Origin of the sequence: Pseudomonas macauensis (assembly GCF_047902425.1) — a bacterium.
Classification (GTDB): domain Bacteria; phylum Pseudomonadota; class Gammaproteobacteria; order Pseudomonadales; family Pseudomonadaceae; genus Pseudomonas.
On sequence record NZ_CP138377.1, the window covers coordinates 1,004,205 to 1,025,937 of the forward strand.

Sequence of the window (21,733 nt, forward strand, 5' to 3'; positions counted from 1 at the left end):
CTCATGCGCTGATGACGTTGGCGCGCTTGTCCAGGCGGCCGCGGGTATCGACCAGAAGGCGAGCATGTTCGAGCAGCAGCTTGTAGTCGAAGGCGTCGTGGTCGGTCGCCAGCACGATGCAGTCGAAGCCCGACACCTGATCCGGTGTCAGGGGAATGGACTCCAGCTCGAAACTGTAGTCGCGCTTGCGCGGGAAGCGGGGCACGTGGGGGTCGGAGTACTGCACTACCGCGCCGCGCTGTTCCAGTAACGCCATGATTTCTACCGCGGGCGATTCACGGGTATCGTCGATGTTCTTCTTATAGGCCAGGCCGAGAATCAGTATGCGGCTGCCGTTCACGGCCTTGCGTTGGGCGTTGAGCGCGTCCGCGACTTTTTCGACCACCCAGTGGGGCATGTAGTGGTTGATCTCGCCCGCCAGCTCGATGAAGCGCGTATTGACACCATACTCCTTGGCCTTCCAGGTCAGGTAGAACGGGTCGATCGGGATGCAGTGGCCGCCCAGGCCGGGGCCTGGTGTATAGGGGACGAAGCCGAAGGGCTTGGTCGCCGCCGCGCGGATCACTTCGTGAATGTCGATACCCATCTTGTCCGAGACGATCTTCATCTCGTTGACCAGACCGATATTGACCGCGCGGTGGATGTTCTCCAGCAGTTTGGTCATTTCGGCGGCCCGAGGGCTGCTGACCGGCACCAGGGTATTGATCGCCCGCGCATAGATCGCCTGGCCGAGCTCCAGGCAGACGGCGGTCATGCCTCCGATCACCTTGGGGATGGTGCGTGTATCGTAATGGGCGTTGCCCGGGTCTTCGCGCTCGGGCGAGAACACCAGTGCGCAGTTCTGTCCTGGTACGAAGCCGCGTTGTGCCAGGCGTGGCGCCAGCTCCTCCTCGGTGGTGCCGGGCCAAGTGGTGCTTTCCAGGCTCAGCAACTGGCCCTCGCGGAAGTACGGCAGAATCGCTTCGGTGGTGTTGATGACGAAGCTGAGGTCGGGCTCGTGGTGGGTATTGAGCGGGGTGGGAACGCAGATGATAAGGACGTCCGCGTCAGTGCTATGGGCAAAATCGCCGGTGGCCTGGAACCCTGCTTCCAGTGCCGCGGCAATCAGATCGTCGCCCAGGCGCTCGATGTAACTCCGGCCGGAGTTGAGTGCCTGGACCTTATTGTCATCGACGTCGAAGCCGATGACCTTGATGCCCGCTTCGGCGAAGCGCAAGGCCAGGGGAAGCCCTACGTACCCAAGGCCATAGATGCCTATGACGGCTGTCCCTTCAGAGATCTTCTTGCGAAGCTGGTCCAGTGCGCTCATGGAAATGCCCAGTAAAAAGAGTCTGGCCATTCTGGCGAGTTTTCCCTGTCGTGGGAATTCTCTGAGACTCGCGTAGGACAATATGTGATTGAGCTCTCGTCCACCCAGGCATGGGAGAGGCAATTGCCTAGACGGGAGTGGGATGGTAGCTTACGCCCGCCGCCGGTGTAGCTCAGTCGGTAGAGCAGCTCATTCGTAATGAGAAGGTCGGGGGTTCGATTCCTCTTACCGGCACCAGAAAAGTAAAGGCCCGCAGTGATGCGGGCCTTTTTCATTTCTGGTGTGGACTATCGCCGGGGGGGCATGGCCAGTCCATAGGCATAGGCCGCTCTGCGTCGGGCCCGGCCGGATTCGGCGCCACACTGGCGTTCGCGAGCAAGCTCGTTCCTGCAAAGAGAAAGAACGCGCGCCGTACCTATGGAACCGAGTGGGCTGGTCCATGCTCACGAACAGGTGTTCGGTGCAGTTCCCTAGGGATAGAGCTGCCATCGTATATCCCTCGGTATTCTCGGTATGGCATCATGCCATCTCGGGGCGCTGGTCTGGGATGGCTGGGCACGATTTTCAGGGGATGGAGGGTGACTGAGAGCCCCCTAAGGAGCGATCTGGTCTTCTTCCTGCGTGCAAGCATGGCCGGGCGCGTTTTCGCCAACGATTCCGGTACCGCCCTGATCGAGCTGCGCCAGTTCGGCGAAGCCTCTCGGCCAGCCACGTCGGCATTGGGCTCGACAGTCAAGCAGACCACGCCGACCCTATAAACTCTGCCGCGAGACTCTGCTGGAGCACGGTATCACCCGCCGGCTACATACCCTGCGCATCGATGACAACAAGGCCGATCTTTCATTCTGGCCTGGTACTGCGCTGCCTGGGTAGTGGGGGCGCGACGTTAGGCGTCTTGCCCGAGCTAGCGAGCAACACCCATAACGACAACGTAATACCAACCATTGGAACCTGAAAGAAGTAGATATGGACGCCACTCTCCAAAACACCCCTGCAAAACTACTGGCCTGGCTGACAGGCGCCTTGTCCACCGTAATCGGGCTTTGCTGGGCCGTCATCACTTACGTGTTTCCCGACCCGACCGTGTTCGGTCTGGGCGTGGTCAACTGGAAGAACTTCCTGTCCTTCTTTGCCGCCTTCGTTTTCATGGGGGCCGTATTGCTCTCGATCATGACCTGGCGCCTGCCCACCTTCCTGCGTCGCATCGTCAATCTGGTGCTGGCGGCCTGCCTGTCTGCCGGCTTCTTCGTGATCGGCATGGAATATGCCAAACCTTCTTTCGAGTTTGCCCGGGAGCAGGATCGCATCATCGAGAACGACAGCCCGACTCTGCTCGGCAAGCGTATGGAGATGGTCGATAACGTGCGCATCAACCTCAGCGGCTGCAACTTCGTCGCACAAACCCCCTCGTGTGTATTCGAGTTCACCAGTACCAACAAGGATCGCGAGATCAATGTGCGGGGTGTGAGCGCGGTATTCGAGCAGGACGGCAATAACCTGCGTCTGGAAAAGACCCTGGTGGGCAATACGGAGTTGAAATATGGCTCCATCGAGCTCGTGCGCAACCTCACGACCAAGGTCACTCTGATCTTCCAGCCGACCCGTAATGACCTGAGCACCATTTCCTCGGTCAAGCTTGTGCTCAGCGGCCTTGGTAATTATGAGCAAGTCGTCAAGTTCAATGATGTAGCCACGCGCTGACCGCCGAAAGCCATTTGTAGGAACAAAGGGCGCCCAGCCCTTGCTTGTGAGCAGCTCCTTGGGATGAATTCCCAAGGAGGCTCCTACGAGGAGATCAGTCTTCGACATAGCCGTTGGGATTGTGGCTCTGCCAGTTCCAGGCGTCGCGGCACATGTCTTCTATGTCGCGGGTGGCGCGCCAGTGCAGTTCGTCGACGGCCAGGCCGGGGTCGGCGTGGTAGCTCGCCACGTCGCCCGGACGGCGATCGAGGAATTGCCGGGGTAGCGGATGGCCGCAGGCCTTTTCATAGGCGTCGATGATTTCCAGCACGCTATAGCCGCGTCCGGTACCGAGGTTGAAGGTGCGGATGCCTTGGGCGCCGTCCAGCCAGCGCAGGGCGCAGAGGTGGGCGTCGGCGAGGTCGCAGACGTGCAGGTAGTCGCGCACGCCGGTGCCGTCGGGTGTCGGGTAGTCGCTGCCGAATACCTGGATGAAGGGCCGTCTGCCGGTCGCCACTTGGGAGACGTAGGGCATCAGGTTGTTGGGGACGCCATTGGGGTGTTCGCCGATCTGTCCGCTGGCGTGGGCGCCGACCGGATTGAAGTAGCGCAGGATGGCGATTTTCCATTGCGGGTCGGCGTGGGCGATGTCGCGTAGCGCGATCTCCGCCATCAGTTTCGACTGGCCATAGGGGCTGGCCGGTGCCGTGGGGGCGTCCTCGCGGATAGGGCTTTGCGCGGTGAGCCCGTAGACCGTGGCGGAGGAGCTATAGATGAAGCGCTTTACACCGTGGCGCTGCATGACCTCGCACAGCGGCAGGGTGCCGGCGAAGTTGTTCTGGTAGTAGGTGATCGGCTTGGCGACCGATTCGGCAACGGACTTCAGGCCGGCGAGATGGATGGTCGCCTCGATCGCGTGCTGGCTGAAGAGCCCATCGAGCGTGGCTTCGCAGCGGATGTCGCCTTCGATGAAGGGAATGGGCTGCCCGGTGAGCTGCTCGATCCGCCGTAGAGGGATGGTGGAGCTGTTGCAGAGGTTGTCCAGGATCACGGGGGTGAAGCCCTGCTTGATCAGCTCCATGCAGATGTGGGAGCCGATGTAGCCACAGCCCCCAGTCAACAGAACCTTTCTCGTCATGATCTCGCCAATGCTTCCCTGTGCCGATTCGGCCGTCCTCGAATTCTCTCAGAGGCGGTCGAACCGACCCTATGCAGGGCGGCGTGATCGATTTGGCAACTTGGCGATTGGGCGGGGATCGCCGAAGGTGACGGCTCTTTCTCTGTGTAGGAGCGAGGGGGACGCCTAGTCCTTGCTCGCGGACCGCCCAAGCGCCGAGGTCACCTGGAAAGCGTTCGCGAGCAAGCTCGCTCCTACAGAAAAGCGCAAAGGCCTTTCCAGCGCAGTCGTACCGACGCGCAGCAGGGCGTGAGCAGGTTCTTACAGGCTCAAGCGCATCGACAGGTCCAGAGCCTTCACATCCTTGGTCAGGGTGCCGATGGAGATGTAGTCCACACCGGTCTCGGCGACGGTGCGCAGGGTCGCCTCGGTGATGCCGCCGGAGGCTTCCAGCTTGGCGCGACCGGCCGTGAGAGCGACGGCGGTGCGCATGTCATCCAGGCTCAGCTCGTCGAGCATGATGATGTCGGCGCCGGCGTCCAGGGCCTGGCGTAGTTCGGCGAGGTCTTCCACTTCGATCTCCACCGGCTTGCCCGGGGCGATGCGGTGGGCCTCGGTGATGGCCTGGGCGATTCCGCCGCAGGCGGCGATGTGGTTTTCCTTGATCAGGAAGGCGTCGTACAGGCCGATGCGGTGGTTGTGGCAGCCGCCGCAGGTGATCGCGTACTTCTGCGCCAGGCGCAGGCCGGGCAGGGTCTTGCGGGTGTCGAGCAGCTTCACGCCGGTGCCGTCGACCAGGTCGGCGTAGTGGCGCGCGCGGGTGGCGGTGCCGGAAAGCAGCTGGAGGAAGTTCAGGGCGCTGCGCTCGCCGGTGAGCAGGGCGCGGGCCGGGCCTTCGAGGGTGAACAGGGTCTGGTCGGCGCTGACTCGCTCGCCGTCCTTGACCTGCCACTTCACCTGGACGCGCGGGTCAACCTGGCGGAAGACCTCGTCGACCCAGGCGCTGCCGGCCACGGTGGCGTTCTCGCGGGTGATGATGCGTGCGGCGGCGTTGCGCTCGGCGGGGATCAGCTGGGCGGTGATGTCGCCGCTGCCCACGTCTTCGGCCAGGGCGGCGCGCACGTTGGCCTGGATTTCCCCGGAAAGCTCGGCGAGGGTGAGGTTCGGCATGGAGGGCTCCTGTTCGCAGTGGCGGGATTATACGGGCGGCGGGCTCTTGCGGGTATCGATTGGCGTTTGGCTCTGGCCGATCATCTGTCAGACAAACGGCAGCGGAATCGGCGTGAATTTCTTCAAGTTTGCGAGAAATGACTCTTGGTTGTTCAAGAAGCTTCCCTATAATGGACTCGAACAGCCCTGCTTTTTGACGCCACTAATTTGACGTTAAGGACAACGCTTCGATGACTGTTGGTACCGCCAGCCAGCCCCGCCAGGGCTGACGGCAGGAGACGTGTGATGCAGAAGGATGCGAACGCGAACGTAGTGCCGCTGAACAAGCCGGCAGCTTCCGAACAGTCGCCGAATTCGTTCGCCGGGCGTTTGCCGGCGGCGCTGGTCAGTGTGCGCGACAAAGTCGCCATCCAGCTGCGTCAGGCCATGCAGGCGCTGTTCGACAACGCCGACGATACCCTGTTCGAGATGGCGGATCGCGCCTCCAACAACACCGAGCAGAGCGCCTATTTCGAAGCCATGCGCGACCTGCGCCTCAAGCGCAAGAGCATCGAACGCGGCTTCCTGCAGAAAGTCTTCGAGCAATTCGCCAGTCTCGGTCAATACGAGATCGGCAGGTCGTCGCCGTTGGAGTCCGTCTCCTACGACAATCTCAGCCTGGTCCAGAACGATGAGCTGGAGGAGGCTGTGGCGCTGGATGCCATGGTCGGCAAGGTCATGAGCCGCGATGGTGTGGCGCTGGGGCACCTCACGACCCGCCTCAACAAGCTGGTCAGCAAGAAGGTCGAGGACAAGACCAACCCGCTGGGGCCGCGCCTGCTGAGCGAGGCGTTCCTCGAGGCATGTCAGGGGCTGGGCGTCGAGATCAAGGTCAAGCTGATCATCCTCAAGCTATTCGACAAGTATGTGCTGGCCGAGGCCGAGCAGCTGTATGCCGAGGCCAATCAGACGCTGATCGCCCTCGGCGTGCTGCCGGAACTCAAGAACGTGCCGCTGCGCCGTCCGCCGCAGCGGAGCGCCCCCAGCCAGGCTGCTAGCGCGGCGCCGGTGGCTGGCGCGGTGGAGCAGACCGGCACGCAGTACCTGGATAGCGAGTCCCAGGCGGCTTTCGCGGCCTTGCAGGACCTGCTCTCGCAGGTGCGCGGCAGCACCATCGCGCCGAGCCGCGCAGTGCCCGCCGACGCGGTGCCGATCACCAGCAACGACCTGATGCGCCTGCTTTCCCACCTGCAGTCGCACTTGCCGGCGCAGACCATCGATGAGATCGATGTCCGTCAGCACCTGGATCACCTGCTGACCCGCGTCAGCTCCAAGAGCGGCCGTTCCCGTGTGGTTGGCCAGGTCGACGAGGACGTCATCAACCTCGTCTCCATGCTCTTCGAATTCATTCTCGATGACCGCACCCTGCCGGACTCGCTGAAGGCCCTGATCGGCCGCATGCAGATTCCGATGCTCAAGGTCGCGGTGCTCGACAAGACCTTCTTCAGCCGTGGCAGCCACCCGGCGCGCCGCCTGCTCAACGAGATCGCTTCGGCGGCCCTGGGCTGGGCCGAGCAGACCGACGGCCAGCGCGACTACCTGTACCAGAAGATCGAGCAGGTGGTGATGCGCCTGTTGAACGACTTCGTCGACGACCCGGCGATCTTCTCCGAGCTGCTCGACGAGTTCATCGCGTTCACGGGCGACGAGCGCCGCCGCAGCGACCTGCTCGAACAGCGCACCCGCGATGCCGAGGAAGGCCGCGCCCGCGCCGAGCTGGCGCGCCAGGACGTGGAACAGGTACTCAATGAGCGTCTGCTGGGCCGCACCCTGCCGGAAGTGGTGGTGCGTCTGTTGCAGGAAGCCTGGAGCAAGGTGCTGCTGCTGACCTGCCTCAAGCACGGCACGGCCTCCACCGAGTGGGAGTCCGCGCTGGCCACCATGGACGACCTGATCTGGAGCGTGGAGCCCCACGAGGATCCGGATTCGCGCCTGCGCCTGTTGGAGATGGTCCCGCAGCTGCTCAAGTCGCTGCGTGAGGGGCTGGCTTCCGCCGCCTTCGATCCGTTCTCCACCGGGGAATTCTTCAGCCGTCTGGAAGGGCTGCACGTGCAGGCCTTCCAACGCTACAAGCAGGCCGAAGAGCGCAGGGCGGCCGCTCTGGACGACGATTTGCCGCTGCTCGACGAGCCGCTGGAAGCCACGGCGGAGGTCACCTCGGCCGCGCTGCAGCCGGCGATGGTGGCGGTGGTCGCGGAAATCGTCCTCGCTACGCCTGACGAAGTCCGGGCGGAGGAGTCCGAACAAGTGCTCGCCGATGACGACGAGTCGCTGCGCCGGGTCGACGATCTGCGGGTCGGCAGTTGGGTGGAGATCCAGGAAGACGAAGAGCACAAGCTGCGCTGCAAGCTGGCGGCGGTGATCCGTCCGAGCTGCCGCTACATCTTCGTCAACCGTACCGGCATGAAGGTGCTGGAGAAGACCCGCATGGGCCTGGCCCTGGAGTTCCATCGCAATGCCGTGCGCCTGCTGGACGACGCTCTGCTGTTCGACCGCGCCCTGGAGTCGGTGATCGGCAATCTGCGCCGCCTGAAGAACGCCTGAGAACCTGCCTACGACCTGCCGCACGGTTGCAATGCCACCCATAGGGCGGGCTGCTCTTGTAGGAGCGAGCTTGCTCGCGAGCGGTATAGCACCGTGCCTTGCAGGTTCGCGAGCAAGCTCGCTCCTACAAAAGACACTCAAGTTCGTCGCTGGGCATATCCTCCAGAGGGGTCTGAGCCTGCGGGGTTGAGCTGGCGAGTTCATTTCCCCGTGCCGCTGCTTTAGAGTGGGGTTCTGCCAAGGAGCCCCCATGCAGCTCGATCCCCTTACCGGCTGGTGCCAAGGCGCCCAGCATTGCCCCTCGCCGAACTTCAACGCCCGCCCCGACGGCGAGGTGGTGTCGTTGCTGGTGATCCACAACATCAGCCTGCCGCCGGGCCAGTTCGGCACTTGCAAGGTTCAGGAATTCTTCCAGAACCGTCTCGATGCCGACGAGCATCCCTATTTCGCCAGCATCGCCGCCATGACCGTTTCCGCGCACTTCCTCATCGAGCGCGACGGTTCGCTGTTCCAGTTCGTGTCGTGCAACGAGCGGGCCTGGCATGCCGGCGTGTCGCGCTTCGACGGGCGCGAGAACTGCAATGATTTTTCCATCGGCATCGAACTGGAAGGGACCGACTGCGATCCGTATAGCGATCGCCAGTACGAGGTCCTGGCGGAACTGACCCGGCAACTGATGGCCAGCTATCCGGCCATCACCCCGGCGCGCATCCAGGGGCATTGCGACATCGCCCCCGAGCGCAAGACCGACCCGGGCGAGGCGTTTGACTGGGCGCGCTATTTCGCCGCCATCGGTGCAAAGGAGTCGATATGAGTTTCCTGGTGTTGTTGCTGGTGCTGGCGGTCGAGAAGCTTTCCGCCTGGCGCGCGCGGTTGCAGCGCGACAGCTTGTGGCTTGGCTGGCTGGAGACAGTGGGCAGTGTCCCGTCGCTGCTGGCGAAACCTTGGCTCGGACTGCTGGTCGCCGTGTTGCCGCCCTTGCTGCTGCTCGCCCTGCTGCTGACCCTGCTGGAGCCCGTCGCCTATGGGCTGCTGGCTTTGCCGGTGCACCTGCTGGTGGTGGTCTGGAGCCTGGGGCGCGGCGACATCCTACGGGCCATCGGCCCCTTCCGCGATGCCTGGCGCCGCGAGGATGCCCAGGGCGCCTACCACGTCGCCGAGCGCGACCTCGGCGTGCAGGCCGACAACGACGACGAGCTGCTGGCGCAGGTGCAGGGCACGCTGGTGTGGCAGGCCTATCAGGCATTCTTCGCGGTGATCTTCTGGTACGCCTTGCTGGGCCCGGTGGCGGCACTGACCTACCGCCTGCTGGCCATCGCGGCGGAGCAGGGGCGGCACGCGGAGCTGCGCGAGCGCGCCGTCCAGCTACGCCATGCCTTCGACTGGCTGCCGGCGCGGGCGCTGGTGCTGAGTTTCGCCCTGGTGGGCAACTTCGTCGCCGTCAGCGGCAGCCTGCTGCATGACCTGCTGGCCTGGGACGTGCCCGCTGCCCGGCTGCTGGCGCGGGCCGGCTACGTGGCTGAGGATTTCAATGAAGGCGGGTTGGGTGCCAAGGGCGTCGCCAGCCTGGATGCGCTCTGGCAGTTGCTGGTGCGCTCGGCAGTGCTCTGGTACGCCGTGTTCGCCATCTGGACCCTGCTGCTGTAAGCCTGTCTCCGATCTGCCGCGCGTCGGCATGACTGCGTTAAAAACAGGCCTGAAGCCAATGCCAGTCAGTTAAGGCGTTGGCTGACGGGCTTCTTCTTGTGTAGGAACCACTGTCTTTTGCGGCCTTGTAGGATGGAGTAGAGCGAAGCGAAACCCATCAATTGCACGCATCGACAGCATGGGTATCGCTCCGCTCCACCCATCCTACGAGATGCTGCGCGTCGGCACGACTGTAGGAGCGAGCTTGCTCGCGAACCGCACAGCCCTTAGCTGCCCGGCAATTCCATTCGCGAGCAAGGACTGGCGTCCCCTTCGTTCCTACAGGTTCGGCTCAGCTTCGTCGGATAAGCAGAGCTGCTGTAAGTGCCTGATGCCGGCCGCGCTGCCGTTGGTCCGGTGATGGCATTTTAACCTTAAGTTACAGAACTCCCTGCCGATATCAGGTACACAGAAGCCTGTGCGCGCCGATCCGGTCTGTGATGTTCATCACGAGCCGTTCCGGCGAGCGCGCGTGCGGCGTGCATCAGCTCAGGTGCGCGCCTGCCATCCCCGACAAGCGACATAACAATAACGGGAACAGGAGACGTCTTTGTGAGGACTGTGCTCTATCCGGCCATCGCGCTGATGAACCGCCTGAGCTTCGGCATGAAGTTCAGCCTGATCAGCGTGCTGTTTTTCCTGCCGATGCTGATCACCAACTTCTACCTGGTGCGCGATTCCTATCGCCAGTTCGTCAGCACCCGCGCCGAACTTCAAAGCCTGCAGCTGATCGGCGATGGCCAGCAGATCCGCCGCAACGTCGAAGCCTATAACGACCTCCTGCAGATCAACAGCGTGCTCGGCCAGTCCAGCAAGGGCAGCGGCATCGATGGGCGCGTCAGCAAGGTGCACAAGGAATTGCTGGCGCAGATCGCCGCGCTGCAGCCGGTCACCCAGGATGCCGAGCAGGTCGCCGAGTTCAACACCCGGCGCGATGAACTGCTCAGCTCCCTCAAGAGCGTGGAGAGCGAAGGCTCGCTGCAGAGCAAGGCGGCCACGGCGGCACGCATGGTCAACCAGGCACAGGTCTTCAACAAGCTGCTGCTGTCCCATGGCGGGCTGAGCCAGGACGACGCCCGCGACGTGCGCCAGCTCGCTGAGCTGATCACCGTCGTCACCCCACACATCACCCAGACCCTCAGTGTGGGCCGCACCATCGGCTCCAGCGCGTTGGGCCAGGGCTTCCTCAATTCGGCTTCCAGCGAGCGCTTCAATGACCTGCTGCAGGACCTGGAAAAACTCCACGTCGAATACGGTCTGAAGCTGCAGGACGCCCTGGGTGGCAGCGCTGCCGCCCAGGCCGCGCTGTCCGCCGATGCCGAGGCCAGCCGCGAGACCCTGAAGAGCCAGGGCAAGCTCTTCGAGGACAAGGTGGTGATGGCCGACACCCTCGACACCCCCTGGGCCGATTTCTACGACCAGGTCAGCCGCGCGATGGACAAGACCTACCGCCTCGACGACCAGGTCCTGGCTTTCGTCGATCACGCGCTGCAGGAGCGCCTGGCCAGCAAGCAGCGGCAGATGCTGTTGCTGGTGGTGGCGCTGCTGGTGGTGTTCCTCGCCATCGGCTACCTGTACAGCGGCTTCTACGTGTCCACCCGCACCACCCTCAAGAGCCTGGGGCAGATGATGGAGCGCGTTGCCTCCGGCGACATGACGGTCACCTTCCATGCTCAGAGCCGCGACGAACTCGGCGAGCTGGGGCAGGCGTTCAACCAGACGGTGGCGAGGATTCATGACCTCATCGAGCAGGTCGGGCGCACCGTCGCCGAGGTCGAGCGGCAGACCGTACGGGTCGAGTCGGTGTCCGCCGAGAGCAACCAGGCGGTGACCGGCCAGCGTAACCAGATCGAGCAGGTTGCCACGGCGATGAACCAGATGGCAGCCACTGCGCAGGAGGTCGCACGCAGCGCCGCCGTGGCAGTGGGCAGCGCGCACAACGTCAATCAGGAGACCGCCAGCGGGCGCGCCCTGGTGGCGTCGCAGGTCGGCAGCATCCAGCGCTTGGCCGGCGAGATCGACGAGTCGGTGGCGGTGATCAACCAGCTGGCGGCCGACAGCGCCTCCATCAGCCGCGTGTTGGATGTGATCAAGGGCATCGCCGAGCAGACCAACCTGCTGGCGCTCAACGCCGCCATCGAAGCCGCGCGAGCCGGCGAGCAGGGCCGCGGCTTCGCGGTGGTGGCCGACGAGGTGCGGACGCTGGCCAAGCGCACCCAGCAGTCCACCGAGGAAATCGAGCAGATGATCGCTCGCCTGCAGAATGGCGTCGGCGCGGCGGTGAAGGCGATGGGCAGCAGCCACCACACCGCCGACGGTACCGTGAGCCAGTCGGAGCAGGTGCAGCTGGCGCTGGAGAACATCCTCCAGGCGGTGGGCGCCATCGTCGACCAGAACCAGCAGATCGCCGCCGCCGCCGAGCAGCAGACGGCGGTCGCCCATGACATCGACCAGAACATCGTGCAGATCAACCAGGCCGGCGAGCGTACCGCCGAAGGCGCCAGCGAGACCGAGCGCGCCAGCCGCGAGCTGACCGGGCAGGTGGTCGAGCTCAAGCGCCTGATCGGCGCGTTCCGGGTCTGAGAAAGGGTTTTCATCAGCAGCCCGGTATCCGCGCGAGCGCAAGGACGCTTCCCCATCTCGCGGATGCCGGGTTGTCGGTGAATTCACTCCATGCTGGGCCGTGCGTGGGGCGTGTAACGCTCCGCGTTATACGCCGATTGGCCTTGGCCGGGCGCCCCACGGTTTCCAGTGGTCGCGCGGGATCGATGGGTATCGCACTCCACTCATCCTACGGGGCCGATCTGAAGGTCTGACGGTGGGCAACGACTGTAGGAGCGAGCTTGCTCGCGAACCGCCCAGCCTCCAATTCATCCGGTAAATCCGTTGGCGAGCAAGCTCGCTCCTACAAAAGAGCCGTCGGCTCACTTCCAGCCGAACAACTCCATCGCATTGCGCGTGCTGGCGCTCGCCAGTTCTTCCGGGCTGATGCCCTTGAGCTCGGCCAAAGCAGCGCAGATTTCCGGCAGATGTTCGGGGCTGTTGCGCTGGCCGGGGTACATGGCCGGCGCCATGTCTGGAGAGTCGGTTTCCAGCACGATGGATTCCAGTGGAATCTCCGGCACCACCTTGCGCAGGCGGTTGGCCTGCGGCCATGTCGGTGCGCCGCCCAGCCCCAGGCGAAAGCCCAGTTTGAGGTATTCGCGGGCCTCCTCGCGGCTGCCGGCGAAGGCATGGATGATGCCCTGGCGCCGGGGCTTGAAGCGCTTGAGGGTGGCGATCACCGCCGCGTGGGAGCGGCGTACGTGCAGCAGTACTGGCAGTTCGAAATCGATGGCCGTGCGCAGTTGCTCCTCGAAGATTGCCTGCTGACCGTCGCGGTCGAGGTCTTCCAGGTAGTAGTCCAGGCCGATTTCACCCACGGCGCAGAGCTTCGGGTGGCCCGCCAGGCGCTCCAGCCAGTCGCGCAGCGCCGTCAGGTGCTCGGGGCGGTGGCGCGCCAGATAGATCGGATGCAGGCCGAGGGCGGCATACAGGTCGGGCTCCTGCTCGACCAGCGTCCAGACGTCTTCCCAGTTCTCGCGGAATACCCCCAGCAGTACCTGACGGATCACCCCGCGCTCCCGGCTGCGCTGAAGCACCGCCTGACGGTCGTCGGCGAAGTCCGAGCAGTCGAGATGGTTGTGGGTGTCGATCAGCTGCATGGCCTCACTCCGTGCGTAGCTTCAGAGTGCGCGCCACCGGATGGACGCCGGGGGTGTAGCTGTTCTGCTCGATGGCGCCCAGTGCCAGGTCCAGGGCGCGCTCGGCGATCAAGGCGTGCTGCTGGGAGATCGCGTTGACCTTCAGCGGGACGAAGTCCAGCAGTTGCGTATCGCCGAAGGTGGCGATGCGCAGCCCCGCCGGCCAGCCGTCGGGCAGCGCCTGGAGTACGTCGAACACGCCTTCGAGCAGCACGTAGGAAGTGGTGATCAGCGCGTCGGGCAAGTGGCCCTGGCGTGCCAGCAATTCTTCCATCAGTTGGCGGCCACAGGCTCGGCTGAAGGTTTCGCCGTGCTCGACGAGGACCTGCCCCTTGAACTCGCGCAACGCGCTGCGGAAGCCCGCCGCGCGCTCCTGGCTGATGATCAGCTCCGAACGCGCGCCGAGCAGGGCGATGCTCTGCGGTACGGGGTCGAGCAGGCTGGCCGTAAGGCGCTGGCTGGCCTCGCGGTCGTCGCTGACCACCGAGCAGAAACGCTGCGGATCGAGCTGGCGGTCCACTGCGATCACCGGCACGCCGATGCCCTGCAGGCGGGCCAGGCTGTCGTCGTTGCCGGGCAGGCAGCTGGCGACGATCAGCGCATCGCAACGCCTTGCGCGGAACAGATTGAGTACCTGGCGCTCGGTGTCCGGCTCGTCGTCGGAGCTGGCGATCAGCAGCTGGTAGCCACGGGCCCGGGCGCCCTGTTCGAGCAGCTTGGCCAGCTTGGCGTAGCTGGGGTTTTCCAGGTCCGGCAGGACGAAGCCGAGGGTGCGCGTCTGGCCGCGGCGCAGGCTGGCGGCCTGCTGGTCCGGGTGGTAGCCGTGCTCTTCGATCACCGCGCGCACGCGCTCCACCGTGGCGGCGCTGATGCGGCGCTGCACGGCCTTGCCGTTGATCACATAGCTGGCGGTGGTGACCGAAACACCGGCCAGGCGGGCGATATCACTGAGTTTCAGCACGATGGGTTGCCGACAATTGGGGGCTTCAAGGATCACGCATTATCGAGTAACGTTCCAGTCTCAATAGGTGAAACGATTCAGCATTGCCCGTGGCCATTGCCTGAAGACCGCTCCGGCGGTCGAGAAAGCCACAGGTTCTAAGCTGTTCACCATACAAGCGGATGACCGCCCCAAGCGCCGGCGCGCCAGAACGCAGGCGAGGAGAACGCGATGCTCGAACTGAACGCGCAGCAGGTTCGCATGGACCAGCGCGCCGCCGACAAGCAGGCCGCCCTGGCGCTGCTCGGCGCGGCCCTGGAGGATGACGGACTGGTCGCCGCCGGCTATCTCGCCGGCTTGCAGGCCCGCGAGGCGCAGGGCTCCACCTACCTGGGGCAGGGCATCGCGATTCCCCACGGCACACCGGATACCCGCCACCTGGTGCAGCGCACCGGCGTGCGCCTGATGCACTTCCCCGAGGGCGTCGCCTGGGGGGATGGCCAGACGGTGCACCTGGCCATCGCCATCGCCGCCAAGTCCGATGAACACCTGCACCTGCTGCAACTGCTTACCCGTGCGCTGGGCGATGGCGAAATGGGCGAGGCACTGCGTCTGGCCGAGAGCCCCGAGGCGCTACTGCATCTGCTGCGCGGTGCGCCACAGGCCTTGTTGCTGGACAGCCAGCTGGTCGGGTTGGGCGTCGCCGCCGAGGACTTCGACGAACTCACCGTGCTGGGTGCGCGCCGGCTGAAGAAGGCCGGCTGCGTCGAGCCCGGTTTCGCCGCCGAACTGCATGGCAGCGAAGCGCTGCCGCTGGGCGACGGGCTCTGGTGGCTGCATAGCGCCGAGCGCGTCTCGCGGCCGGGCCTGGCCTTCGTCACCCCGCAGCGCGAGCTGAACCATGCCGGCCTGCCGGTGCGCGGGCTGTTCTGTCTGGCCAGCCAGGGCGACTCGCACCGGGCGATGTTCGAACGTCTGTGCGACCTGCTGGTGGACGGTCGAGCCACCGAGCTGGCGCGGGCCACGACCAGTCGTCATGTACTGGAGGCCCTGGGTGGTGAACTGCCGGTGGACTGGCCGAGCGTGCGGGTGCCACTGGCCAACCCGCATGGCCTGCATGCTCGCCCGGCGCAGGTGCTGATGCTGCTGGCGCGGGACTTCGAGGGTGAGATTCGCGTGCGCATCGCCGAGGCCGACAGCGCGCCGGTGTCGATCCGCAGCCTGAGCAAGCTGCTCAGCCTGGGGGCGCGGCGTGGACAGGTGCTGGAGTTCTTCGCCGAACCCGAGATCGCCGAGCGCGCTCTGGAGGCTGTGCGCCTGGCGGTGGAGCAGGGGCTGGGCGAGGAGATCGAAGCGCTGCCCGAAACGCCGGAGCCGGCTGCCGTCATGGTCGAGGTTACCGAAGCGGAAACCGTCATGGCGCCGGAGGCGGGCAGCCGTTTGCAGGCCATCGCCGCATCTCCCGGTATCGCCAGCGGTCCTGCCTATGTGCAGGTCGAGCGGCCTTTCAAGTTCGCCGAGCGTGGCGAGTCGATCGAGGTGGAGCGCCAGCGTCTGGATGAGGCGCGCGAGGCGATTTCCGCCGAGATCGAGGCGCTGGTGAAGCGCACCCAGGTCAAGGCCATCCGTGACATCTTCGTCACCCACCAGGCGCTGCTGGAGGACCCGGAGCTGGCCGACGAGGTGCAGTCTCGGCTGGCCGAGGGGGCGAGCGCCGAGGCGGCCTGGAGCCGGGTGATCGAGCGCGTCGCCAGCGAGCAGGAAGCGCTGCGCGATGCCTTGCTGGCCGAGCGCGCGGCCGACCTGCGGGACGTTGGCCGGCGGGTGTTGGCGCGCCTGTGCGGCGCACAGAGTGCCGCCGCGCCGGAGCGTCCCTACATCCTGGTGATGGACGAGGTCGGCCCTTCCGACGTGGCGCGGCTGGACCGCGAGCGGGTGGCCGGCATTCTCACCGCGCGCGGCGGGGCCACCTCGCACAGCGCGATCATCGCCCGCGCGCTGGGCATTCCCGCCCTGGTCGGCGCCGGTGCGGCGGTGCTGGCGCTGGAACCCGAGACCCTCCTGTTGCTCGATGGCGACCAGGGTGAGCTGCGGGTGTCGCCGAGTGCGGAGTGCCTGGCGGAGGCCGAACGCCTGCGCGACCAGCGCCGGCGCCGTGCCGAGCGCGCCGAGGCGCGCCGTCATGAGCCGGCGATCACCCGAGACGGCCATGCCGTGGAAATCTGCGCCAACCTGGGCGACACCTCCGGCGCCGTGACGGCGGTCGAGCAGGGCGCGGAAGGCGTCGGCCTGCTGCGCACCGAATTCGTGTTCATGGACAACCCCCAGGCGCCCGATGAGGCGACCCAGGAGGCCGAGTACCGCCGCGTGCTCGATGCCCTCGGCGGGCGCCCCCTGGTGGTGCGTACCCTCGACGTGGGTGGCGACAAACCGCTGCCGTACTGGCCGATCCCGCGGGAGGAGAACCCTTACCTCGGTGTGCGCGGCGTGCGTCTGACCCTGCAGCGCCCGCAGATTTTCCAGACCCAGTTGCGCGCCTTGCTGCGGGCCGCCGCCGGGCGTCCGTTGCGCATCATGTTCCCGATGGTCGGGCAGGTGGAGGAATGGCGGCAGGCCCGCGATCTCACCCGGCAGCTCTGCGCGGAGCTGGGCGGCGAGCATGACCTGCAACTGGGCATCATGGTCGAAGTGCCTTCGGCGGCGCTGCTCGCGCCGGTGCTGGCCCGCGAAGTGGACTTCTTCAGCGTCGGCACCAACGACCTGACCCAGTACACCCTGGCCATCGACCGTGGCCATCCGACCCTGTCGGCGCAGGCCGACGGCCTGCACCCGGCGGTGCTGCAATTGATCGACATGACCGTGCGCGCCGCCCATGCCCACGGCAAGTGGGTAGGCGTATGCGGCGAGCTGGCGGCGGATGCGCAGGCGGTGCCGCTGCTGGTGGGGCTGGGGGTGGACGAGTTGAGCGTGTCGGCGCGCAGTATCCCGCTGGTCAAGGCACGGGTGCGCGAGCTCGATCTGCCGATGGCCCGCGAGCTGGCGCAAACCGCGCTGGCATTGGGCTCCGCCGCCGAGGTGCGCGAATGCGTCGCCCAGGCCCTGCCGGAGGTGAACTGATGGCGCGCATCCTCACCATCACCCTGAATCCCGCGCTGGACCTGACGGTGCGCCTGCCCCGGCTCGAGGTCGGCGAGGTCAATCGCAGCGAGTCGGTGCTCAGCCAGGCGGCTGGCAAGGGTCTGAACGTTGCGCAGGTGCTGGCCGATCTCGGTCATTCGCTGAGCGTGACCGGCTTCCTCGGTGCGGACAATGCGGCGCCTTTCGAGGCGCTGTTCCAGCGCCGTGGTTTCGTCGACGCCTTCGTCCGCGTGCCGGGGGAAACCCGCAGCAATATCAAGCTGGCCGAAGGCGACGGGCGCATCACCGATATCAACGGCCCCGGCCCGGAGGTGAGCGCCCGCGAGCAGGACGCCTTGCTCGATTGCCTCGGCCGGATCGCCAGCGAGCATGAGCTGGTGGTGGTCGCCGGCAGCCTGCCGCGCGGGGTCGATCCCGACTGGTTGCGTGAGCTGTTGCTACGGCTCGGGCGGCGCGGTCTGAAGGTGGCATTCGACAGCAGTGGCGCGGCCCTGCGCGCCGGGCTCGACGCGGCGCCCTGGCTGATCAAGCCCAACGATGCCGAGCTGGCCGAAGCCTGTGGACAACTCCTCGACACGCCGGCGGCGCTGGCCGAGCAGGCCGAGGCGCTGCGGGCGCGTGGCATCGAGCAGGTGGTGCTGTCCCAGGGCGCTGATGGTGTGCGCTGGTTCGGCCCGCAAGGCAACTGGCGGGCGATTCCGCCCAGGGTCGAGGTGGCGAGCACGGTGGGCGCGGGTGACTCGCTGCTCGCCGGTATGTTGCACGGCCTGCTGGTTGGCTGGCCGGCCGAGCGCGTGCTGCGCCACGCCACGGCGGTAGCGGCGCTGGCGGTCACCCAGTTCGAGTTCGGCATCGGCGATGCGCCGCGCCTGAACCAGATCGAAGACGGCGTGCAGGTTCAGGCCCAGGCCTGAGTCGCGCCGCATCCAGAACAACAAGAGGTTATGACGATGAACCTTGCCCTTATCACGGCCTGCCCGAACGGCCAGATCACCAGTGTGCTCAGCGCACGCCTGTTGCGCGCGGCGGCCGAGCGCCTGGGCTGGGCGGTGTGCGTCGAGCAGCACGACCCGCAGCATCCCGAACGCCAGCTCTCCGCGGCGCAGATCGCGGCGGCCGACTGGGTGCTGGTGGTCAGCGCGCAGCCGCTGGACCTTTCGCGCTTCGTCGGTAAGCGCCTGCTGCAGGCGCGCCCGGCCGAGGCGCTGGCCGATCCCGCCGCGTTCCTCCAGCGCGCGGCCCAGGACGCCGTCGTGTGGCAGGGCGAGGAGCGACCGAGCGTTTCCACTGAGGTGGCGCGTGCCGCGAAGTTGGTGGCGGTCACCGCCTGTCCGACCGGTGTGGCGCACACCTTCATGGCCGCCGAGGCGTTGCAGCAGGCAGCGCAGCAGATGGGCTACGAGCTGAAGGTGGAGACCCAGGGTTCGGTGGGTGCCCGCAATCCGCTGAGCGCCGAGGATATCGCCGGCGCCGATGTGGTGCTGCTGGCGGCGGATATCGAAGTGAACACCGAGCGTTTCGCCGGCAAGCGTATCTTCCGTTGCGGCACGGGCGTGGCGTTGAAGCAGCCGCAGGCGATCCTCGATCGCGCGCTGAAGGAGGCGGCGGCGGAGTCCGCCGCGACGGCCGGCAGCGGCGCGGCGCCGGGGAAAAAGGAGGCGCGCGGGGTATACAAGCACCTGCTCACCGGCGTGTCTTTCATGCTGCCGATGGTGGTGGCGGGCGGTCTGCTGATCGCGCTGTCCTTCGTCTTCGGCATCGAGGCGTTCAAGGAGCAGGGCACGCTGGCCGCCGCGCTGATGCAGATCGGCGGCGAGGCGGCGTTCAAGCTGATGGTGCCGATGCTCGCCGGCTACATCGCCTGGTCCATCGCCGACCGGCCGGGCCTGGCGCCGGGGATGATCGGTGGCCTGCTGGCGAGTACCCTGGGCGCGGGCTTCCTCGGTGGCATCGTCGCGGGCCTGCTGGCCGGGTATTCGGCGCGGGCCATTGCGCAGTGGATTCCGTTGCCGGCCAGTGTCGCGGCGCTCAAGCCGATCCTGATCATTCCGCTGCTGGCCAGCCTGTTCACCGGGCTGGTGATGATCTACGTGGTGGGCTCACCGGTAGCAGCGATGATGCATTCGCTGACCGACTTCCTCGCCGGCATGGGCACCACCAATGCGGTCCTGCTGGGGCTGCTGCTGGGCGGGATGATGTGCGTCGACCTTGGCGGACCGATCAACAAGGCGGCCTATGCCTTCTCCGTGGGCTTGCTGGCCTCGCAGAGCTATGCGCCGATGGCGGCGGTGATGGCCGGCGGCATGGTCCCGCCGATCGGCATGGGCATCGCCACCCTGCTAGCGCGGCGCAAGTTCGCCCAGAGCGAGCGCGAGGCCGGCAAGGCGGCGCTGGTGCTGGGGCTGTGCTTCATCTCCGAGGGCGCGATTCCCTTCGCCGCCAAGGACCCGCTGCGGGTGATCCCGGCGAGCATCGTCGGTGGCGCGCTGACTGGTGCGCTGTCGATGCTATTCGGCTGCAAACTGCTGGCGCCCCACGGTGGGCTGTTCGTGCTGCTGATTCCCAACGCGATGAATCATGCGCTGCTGTACCTGCTGGCGATCGCCGTGGGCAGCGTGGTGACCGGTGTGCTCTATGCCGTGCTCAAGCGCTCGGAAGCGGCGCCGATGATGGTGATGGGGGAGCCCGCTCGGTAGGGCGTATAACCGTTCGCGGTTATACGCCGATGCGCCTGGCCTTGCCGCCCGCTCCAGGATCGAGCCCGGAGTACCCTGGGGCCCAAGGTCGAACCGGTTTCAAGGCCAGGCCCGGAGTGCCCTGGGATCAAGGTCAAACGGCGTATAACGTCGAACGTTATACGCCCTACGTTCGAGCAGTGAGATTTTGCCCGTAGGAGCGGACTTCGTCTGCTCCTACGAAAGGCGCCGGCGAGCGGCGCCTCAGGCGTGGCGTTGCTGGGGTTGTTTCAGCGCAGGCACCGGAGCCGGCACCGGCAGGCGGTGCGAGTCGCCGCGGCCCATGGCGAAGTATTCGAAGCCATGGCGCGCCATGCGCTCCGGGTCGAACAGGTTGCGGCCGTCGAAGATCACCGGAGCCTTCAGGCGGCTGGCGATCAGCTCGAAGTCCGGCGCCTTGAACTGCCGCCATTCGGTGCAGATCACCAGGCCGTCGGCGCCGCCGAGGGTCGCTTCGGGCGTGCCCATCAGGGTCAGGCGCTCATCGTGACCGTACAGGCGCTGGGCTTCGGGCATGGCCTCGGGGTCGAAGGCGCGGACCTTGGCGCCGGCGGCCCAGAGCGCTTCCATCAGCGTGCGGCTCGGCGCATCGCGCATGTCGTCGGTGTTGGGCTTGAACGACAGACCCCAGAGGGCGAAGGTGCGGCCCTTGAGATTGCCGCCGTAGTAGCTGCTGATGCGTTCGAACAGCTTGCTCTTCTGCCGCTGGTTCACCGATTCCACCGCTCGCAGCAGATCGCTGGAGCAGTGCGCTTCCTCGGCGCTCTGGATCAGGGCCTGGACGTCCTTGGGGAAGCAGGAGCCGCCGTAGCCGCAGCCGGGGTAGATGAAGTGGTAGCCGATGCGCGGGTCGGCGCCCATGCCCTGGCGCACGGCCTCGATGTCGGCACCCATGTGCTCGGCCAGCTCGGCGATCTGGTTGATGAAGCTGATCTTGGTTGCCAGCATGCAGTTGGCCGCGTACTTGGTCAGCTCGGCGCTGCGCAGGTTCATGCTGATGATGCGGTCGTGGTTGCGGTTGAACGGCTCGTAGATCTCGCGCATCACGTCCAGCACTTCCGGGCTCTCGCAACCGATGACGATGCGATCGGGTTTGCGGCAGTCGGCCAGGGCGGAGCCTTCCTTGAGGAATTCCGGGTTGGAGACGATCTCGAACTCCAGCGTCCGGCCGGTCTCCGCGAGCACCTGCTGCACGTGGGCCTTGACGCGGTCGCCGGTCCCCACGGGAACGGTGGACTTCTCCACGATGATCACCGGCTGGGTGCGGTTGCGGGCAATGCCTTCGGCGACGGCCAGCACGGCGCGCAGGTCCGCCGAGCCATCGGGCAGCGGCGGCGTGCCCACGGCGATGAACTGCACCCGGCCGTGAGCGGTGGCTTCGGCGACATCGCTGGTGAAGTGCAGGCGACCGGCCTCCAGGTTGTCCCTCACCAGTTCGGCAAGGCCGGGCTCGAAGATGCTGATGTGCCCGCGCTTGAGCTTGGCGATCTTTTCTTCGTCGATGTCCATGCACAGGACATCGTGGCCGACTTCCGCCATGACGGCGGCCTGGACGAGCCCCACATAGCCGATACCGAATACGCTGATTTTCATGCTGTGCTCTCCCGCTGAGGGCTCATGACCGGTTCAGGG

15 protein-coding genes and 1 tRNA gene are annotated in these 21,733 nt (G+C 65.9%); 10 read left to right on the top strand and 6 right to left on the bottom strand.

The genetic code is table 11. The annotated features are described in order from the left end of the window. Nucleotide 1: 1 nt before the first annotated feature. Nucleotides 2–1,309, bottom strand: coding sequence for a nucleotide sugar dehydrogenase (locus tag SD196_RS04750; RefSeq protein WP_343574912.1), 1,308 nt, complete (start codon nucleotides 1,307–1,309; stop codon nucleotides 2–4). A 161-nt stretch (nucleotides 1,310–1,470) separates the two neighbouring features. On the opposite strand from SD196_RS04750, the gene SD196_RS04755 reads away from it, so the two are divergent. From SD196_RS04755 to SD196_RS04765, 3 genes are all read left to right on the top strand, one after another. Then, a tRNA-Thr gene (locus tag SD196_RS04755) sits at nucleotides 1,471–1,546 on the top strand. Between the two features lie 341 nt (nucleotides 1,547–1,887). Then, nucleotides 1,888–2,067 carry a hypothetical protein gene (locus tag SD196_RS04760; RefSeq protein ID WP_416311101.1) on the top strand — a complete coding sequence of 60 codons (180 nt, stop codon included), beginning with the start codon at nucleotides 1,888–1,890 and terminating at the stop codon, nucleotides 2,065–2,067. 208 nt (nucleotides 2,068–2,275) lie between these two features. Next, entirely contained in the window at nucleotides 2,276–3,010 is a 735-nt protein-coding gene (locus SD196_RS04765; RefSeq protein ID WP_343574910.1) for a hypothetical protein, read from the top strand. 94 nt (nucleotides 3,011–3,104) lie between these two features. Here SD196_RS04765 and galE read toward each other — a convergent pair whose 3' ends face one another. Both galE and nadC read right to left on the bottom strand, forming a co-directional pair. Further along, nucleotides 3,105–4,127, bottom strand: a complete 1,023-nt coding sequence (gene galE / locus SD196_RS04770; protein ID WP_416311102.1) for a UDP-glucose 4-epimerase GalE — start codon at nucleotides 4,125–4,127, stop codon at nucleotides 3,105–3,107. A 300-nt stretch (nucleotides 4,128–4,427) separates the two neighbouring features. Beyond that, on the bottom strand, nucleotides 4,428–5,276 hold the full coding sequence (gene nadC, locus SD196_RS04775; protein WP_275610280.1) for a carboxylating nicotinate-nucleotide diphosphorylase: 849 nt from the start codon (nucleotides 5,274–5,276) through the stop codon (nucleotides 4,428–4,430). 285 nt (nucleotides 5,277–5,561) lie between these two features. Here nadC and SD196_RS04780 point away from each other — a divergent pair, with 285 nt between their 5' ends. The 4 genes from SD196_RS04780 to SD196_RS04795 all read left to right on the top strand — a co-directional run bounded on the left by SD196_RS04780 (nucleotide 5,562) and on the right by SD196_RS04795 (nucleotide 12,128). Beyond that, a complete protein-coding gene (locus tag SD196_RS04780) occupies nucleotides 5,562–7,859 on the top strand; it encodes a DUF1631 domain-containing protein (protein WP_416311103.1) in 2,298 nt (765 codons plus the stop codon). Between the two features lie 250 nt (nucleotides 7,860–8,109). Then, nucleotides 8,110–8,673: a 1,6-anhydro-N-acetylmuramyl-L-alanine amidase AmpD gene (gene ampD, locus SD196_RS04785; RefSeq protein ID WP_343574898.1), complete on the top strand. Its 564-nt coding sequence runs from the start codon at nucleotides 8,110–8,112 to the stop codon at nucleotides 8,671–8,673. Continuing rightward, nucleotides 8,670–9,506 (top strand): regulatory signaling modulator protein AmpE, encoded by an 837-nt coding sequence (gene ampE, locus SD196_RS04790; protein WP_275610283.1) that lies wholly within the window; start codon nucleotides 8,670–8,672, stop codon nucleotides 9,504–9,506. Before ampD ends, ampE begins: the two co-directional genes overlap by 4 nt. A 1,917-nt stretch (nucleotides 9,507–11,423) precedes the next feature. Then, the gene (locus SD196_RS04795; RefSeq protein WP_370601641.1) at nucleotides 11,424–12,128 is read left to right on the top strand and encodes a methyl-accepting chemotaxis protein; all 705 of its coding nucleotides are present in this window, start codon (nucleotides 11,424–11,426) and stop codon (nucleotides 12,126–12,128) included. Nucleotides 12,129–12,469: 341 nt separating this feature from the next. On the opposite strand, the gene SD196_RS04800 is transcribed toward SD196_RS04795, so the two are convergent. Then, nucleotides 12,470–13,249: a TatD family hydrolase gene (locus tag SD196_RS04800; RefSeq protein ID WP_343574893.1), complete on the bottom strand. Its 780-nt coding sequence runs from the start codon at nucleotides 13,247–13,249 to the stop codon at nucleotides 12,470–12,472. A gap of 4 nt (nucleotides 13,250–13,253) precedes the next feature. Then, nucleotides 13,254–14,246, bottom strand: coding sequence for a catabolite repressor/activator (gene cra / locus SD196_RS04805; RefSeq protein ID WP_343575600.1), 993 nt, complete (start codon nucleotides 14,244–14,246; stop codon nucleotides 13,254–13,256). Between the two features lie 213 nt (nucleotides 14,247–14,459). Between cra and ptsP the strand changes: the two genes are divergently transcribed. From ptsP to SD196_RS04820, 3 genes are read left to right on the top strand one after another with little or no spacing between them, the layout of a single operon-like run. Continuing rightward, nucleotides 14,460–17,345, top strand: a complete 2,886-nt coding sequence (gene ptsP, locus SD196_RS04810) for a phosphoenolpyruvate--protein phosphotransferase (RefSeq protein WP_343574891.1) — start codon at nucleotides 14,460–14,462, stop codon at nucleotides 17,343–17,345. After that, entirely contained in the window at nucleotides 17,345–18,280 is a 936-nt protein-coding gene (gene pfkB / locus SD196_RS04815; RefSeq protein WP_275610287.1) for a 1-phosphofructokinase, read from the top strand. Before ptsP ends, pfkB begins: the two co-directional genes overlap by 1 nt. A 36-nt stretch (nucleotides 18,281–18,316) precedes the next feature. Continuing rightward, entirely contained in the window at nucleotides 18,317–20,062 is a 1,746-nt protein-coding gene (locus tag SD196_RS04820; RefSeq protein WP_343574887.1) for a PTS fructose-like transporter subunit IIB, read from the top strand. 243 nt (nucleotides 20,063–20,305) lie between these two features. Here SD196_RS04820 and SD196_RS04825 read toward each other — a convergent pair whose 3' ends face one another. After that, nucleotides 20,306–21,694 (bottom strand): UDP-glucose/GDP-mannose dehydrogenase family protein, encoded by a 1,389-nt coding sequence (locus SD196_RS04825; protein WP_343574884.1) that lies wholly within the window; start codon nucleotides 21,692–21,694, stop codon nucleotides 20,306–20,308. Nucleotides 21,695–21,733 lie beyond the last annotated feature (39 nt).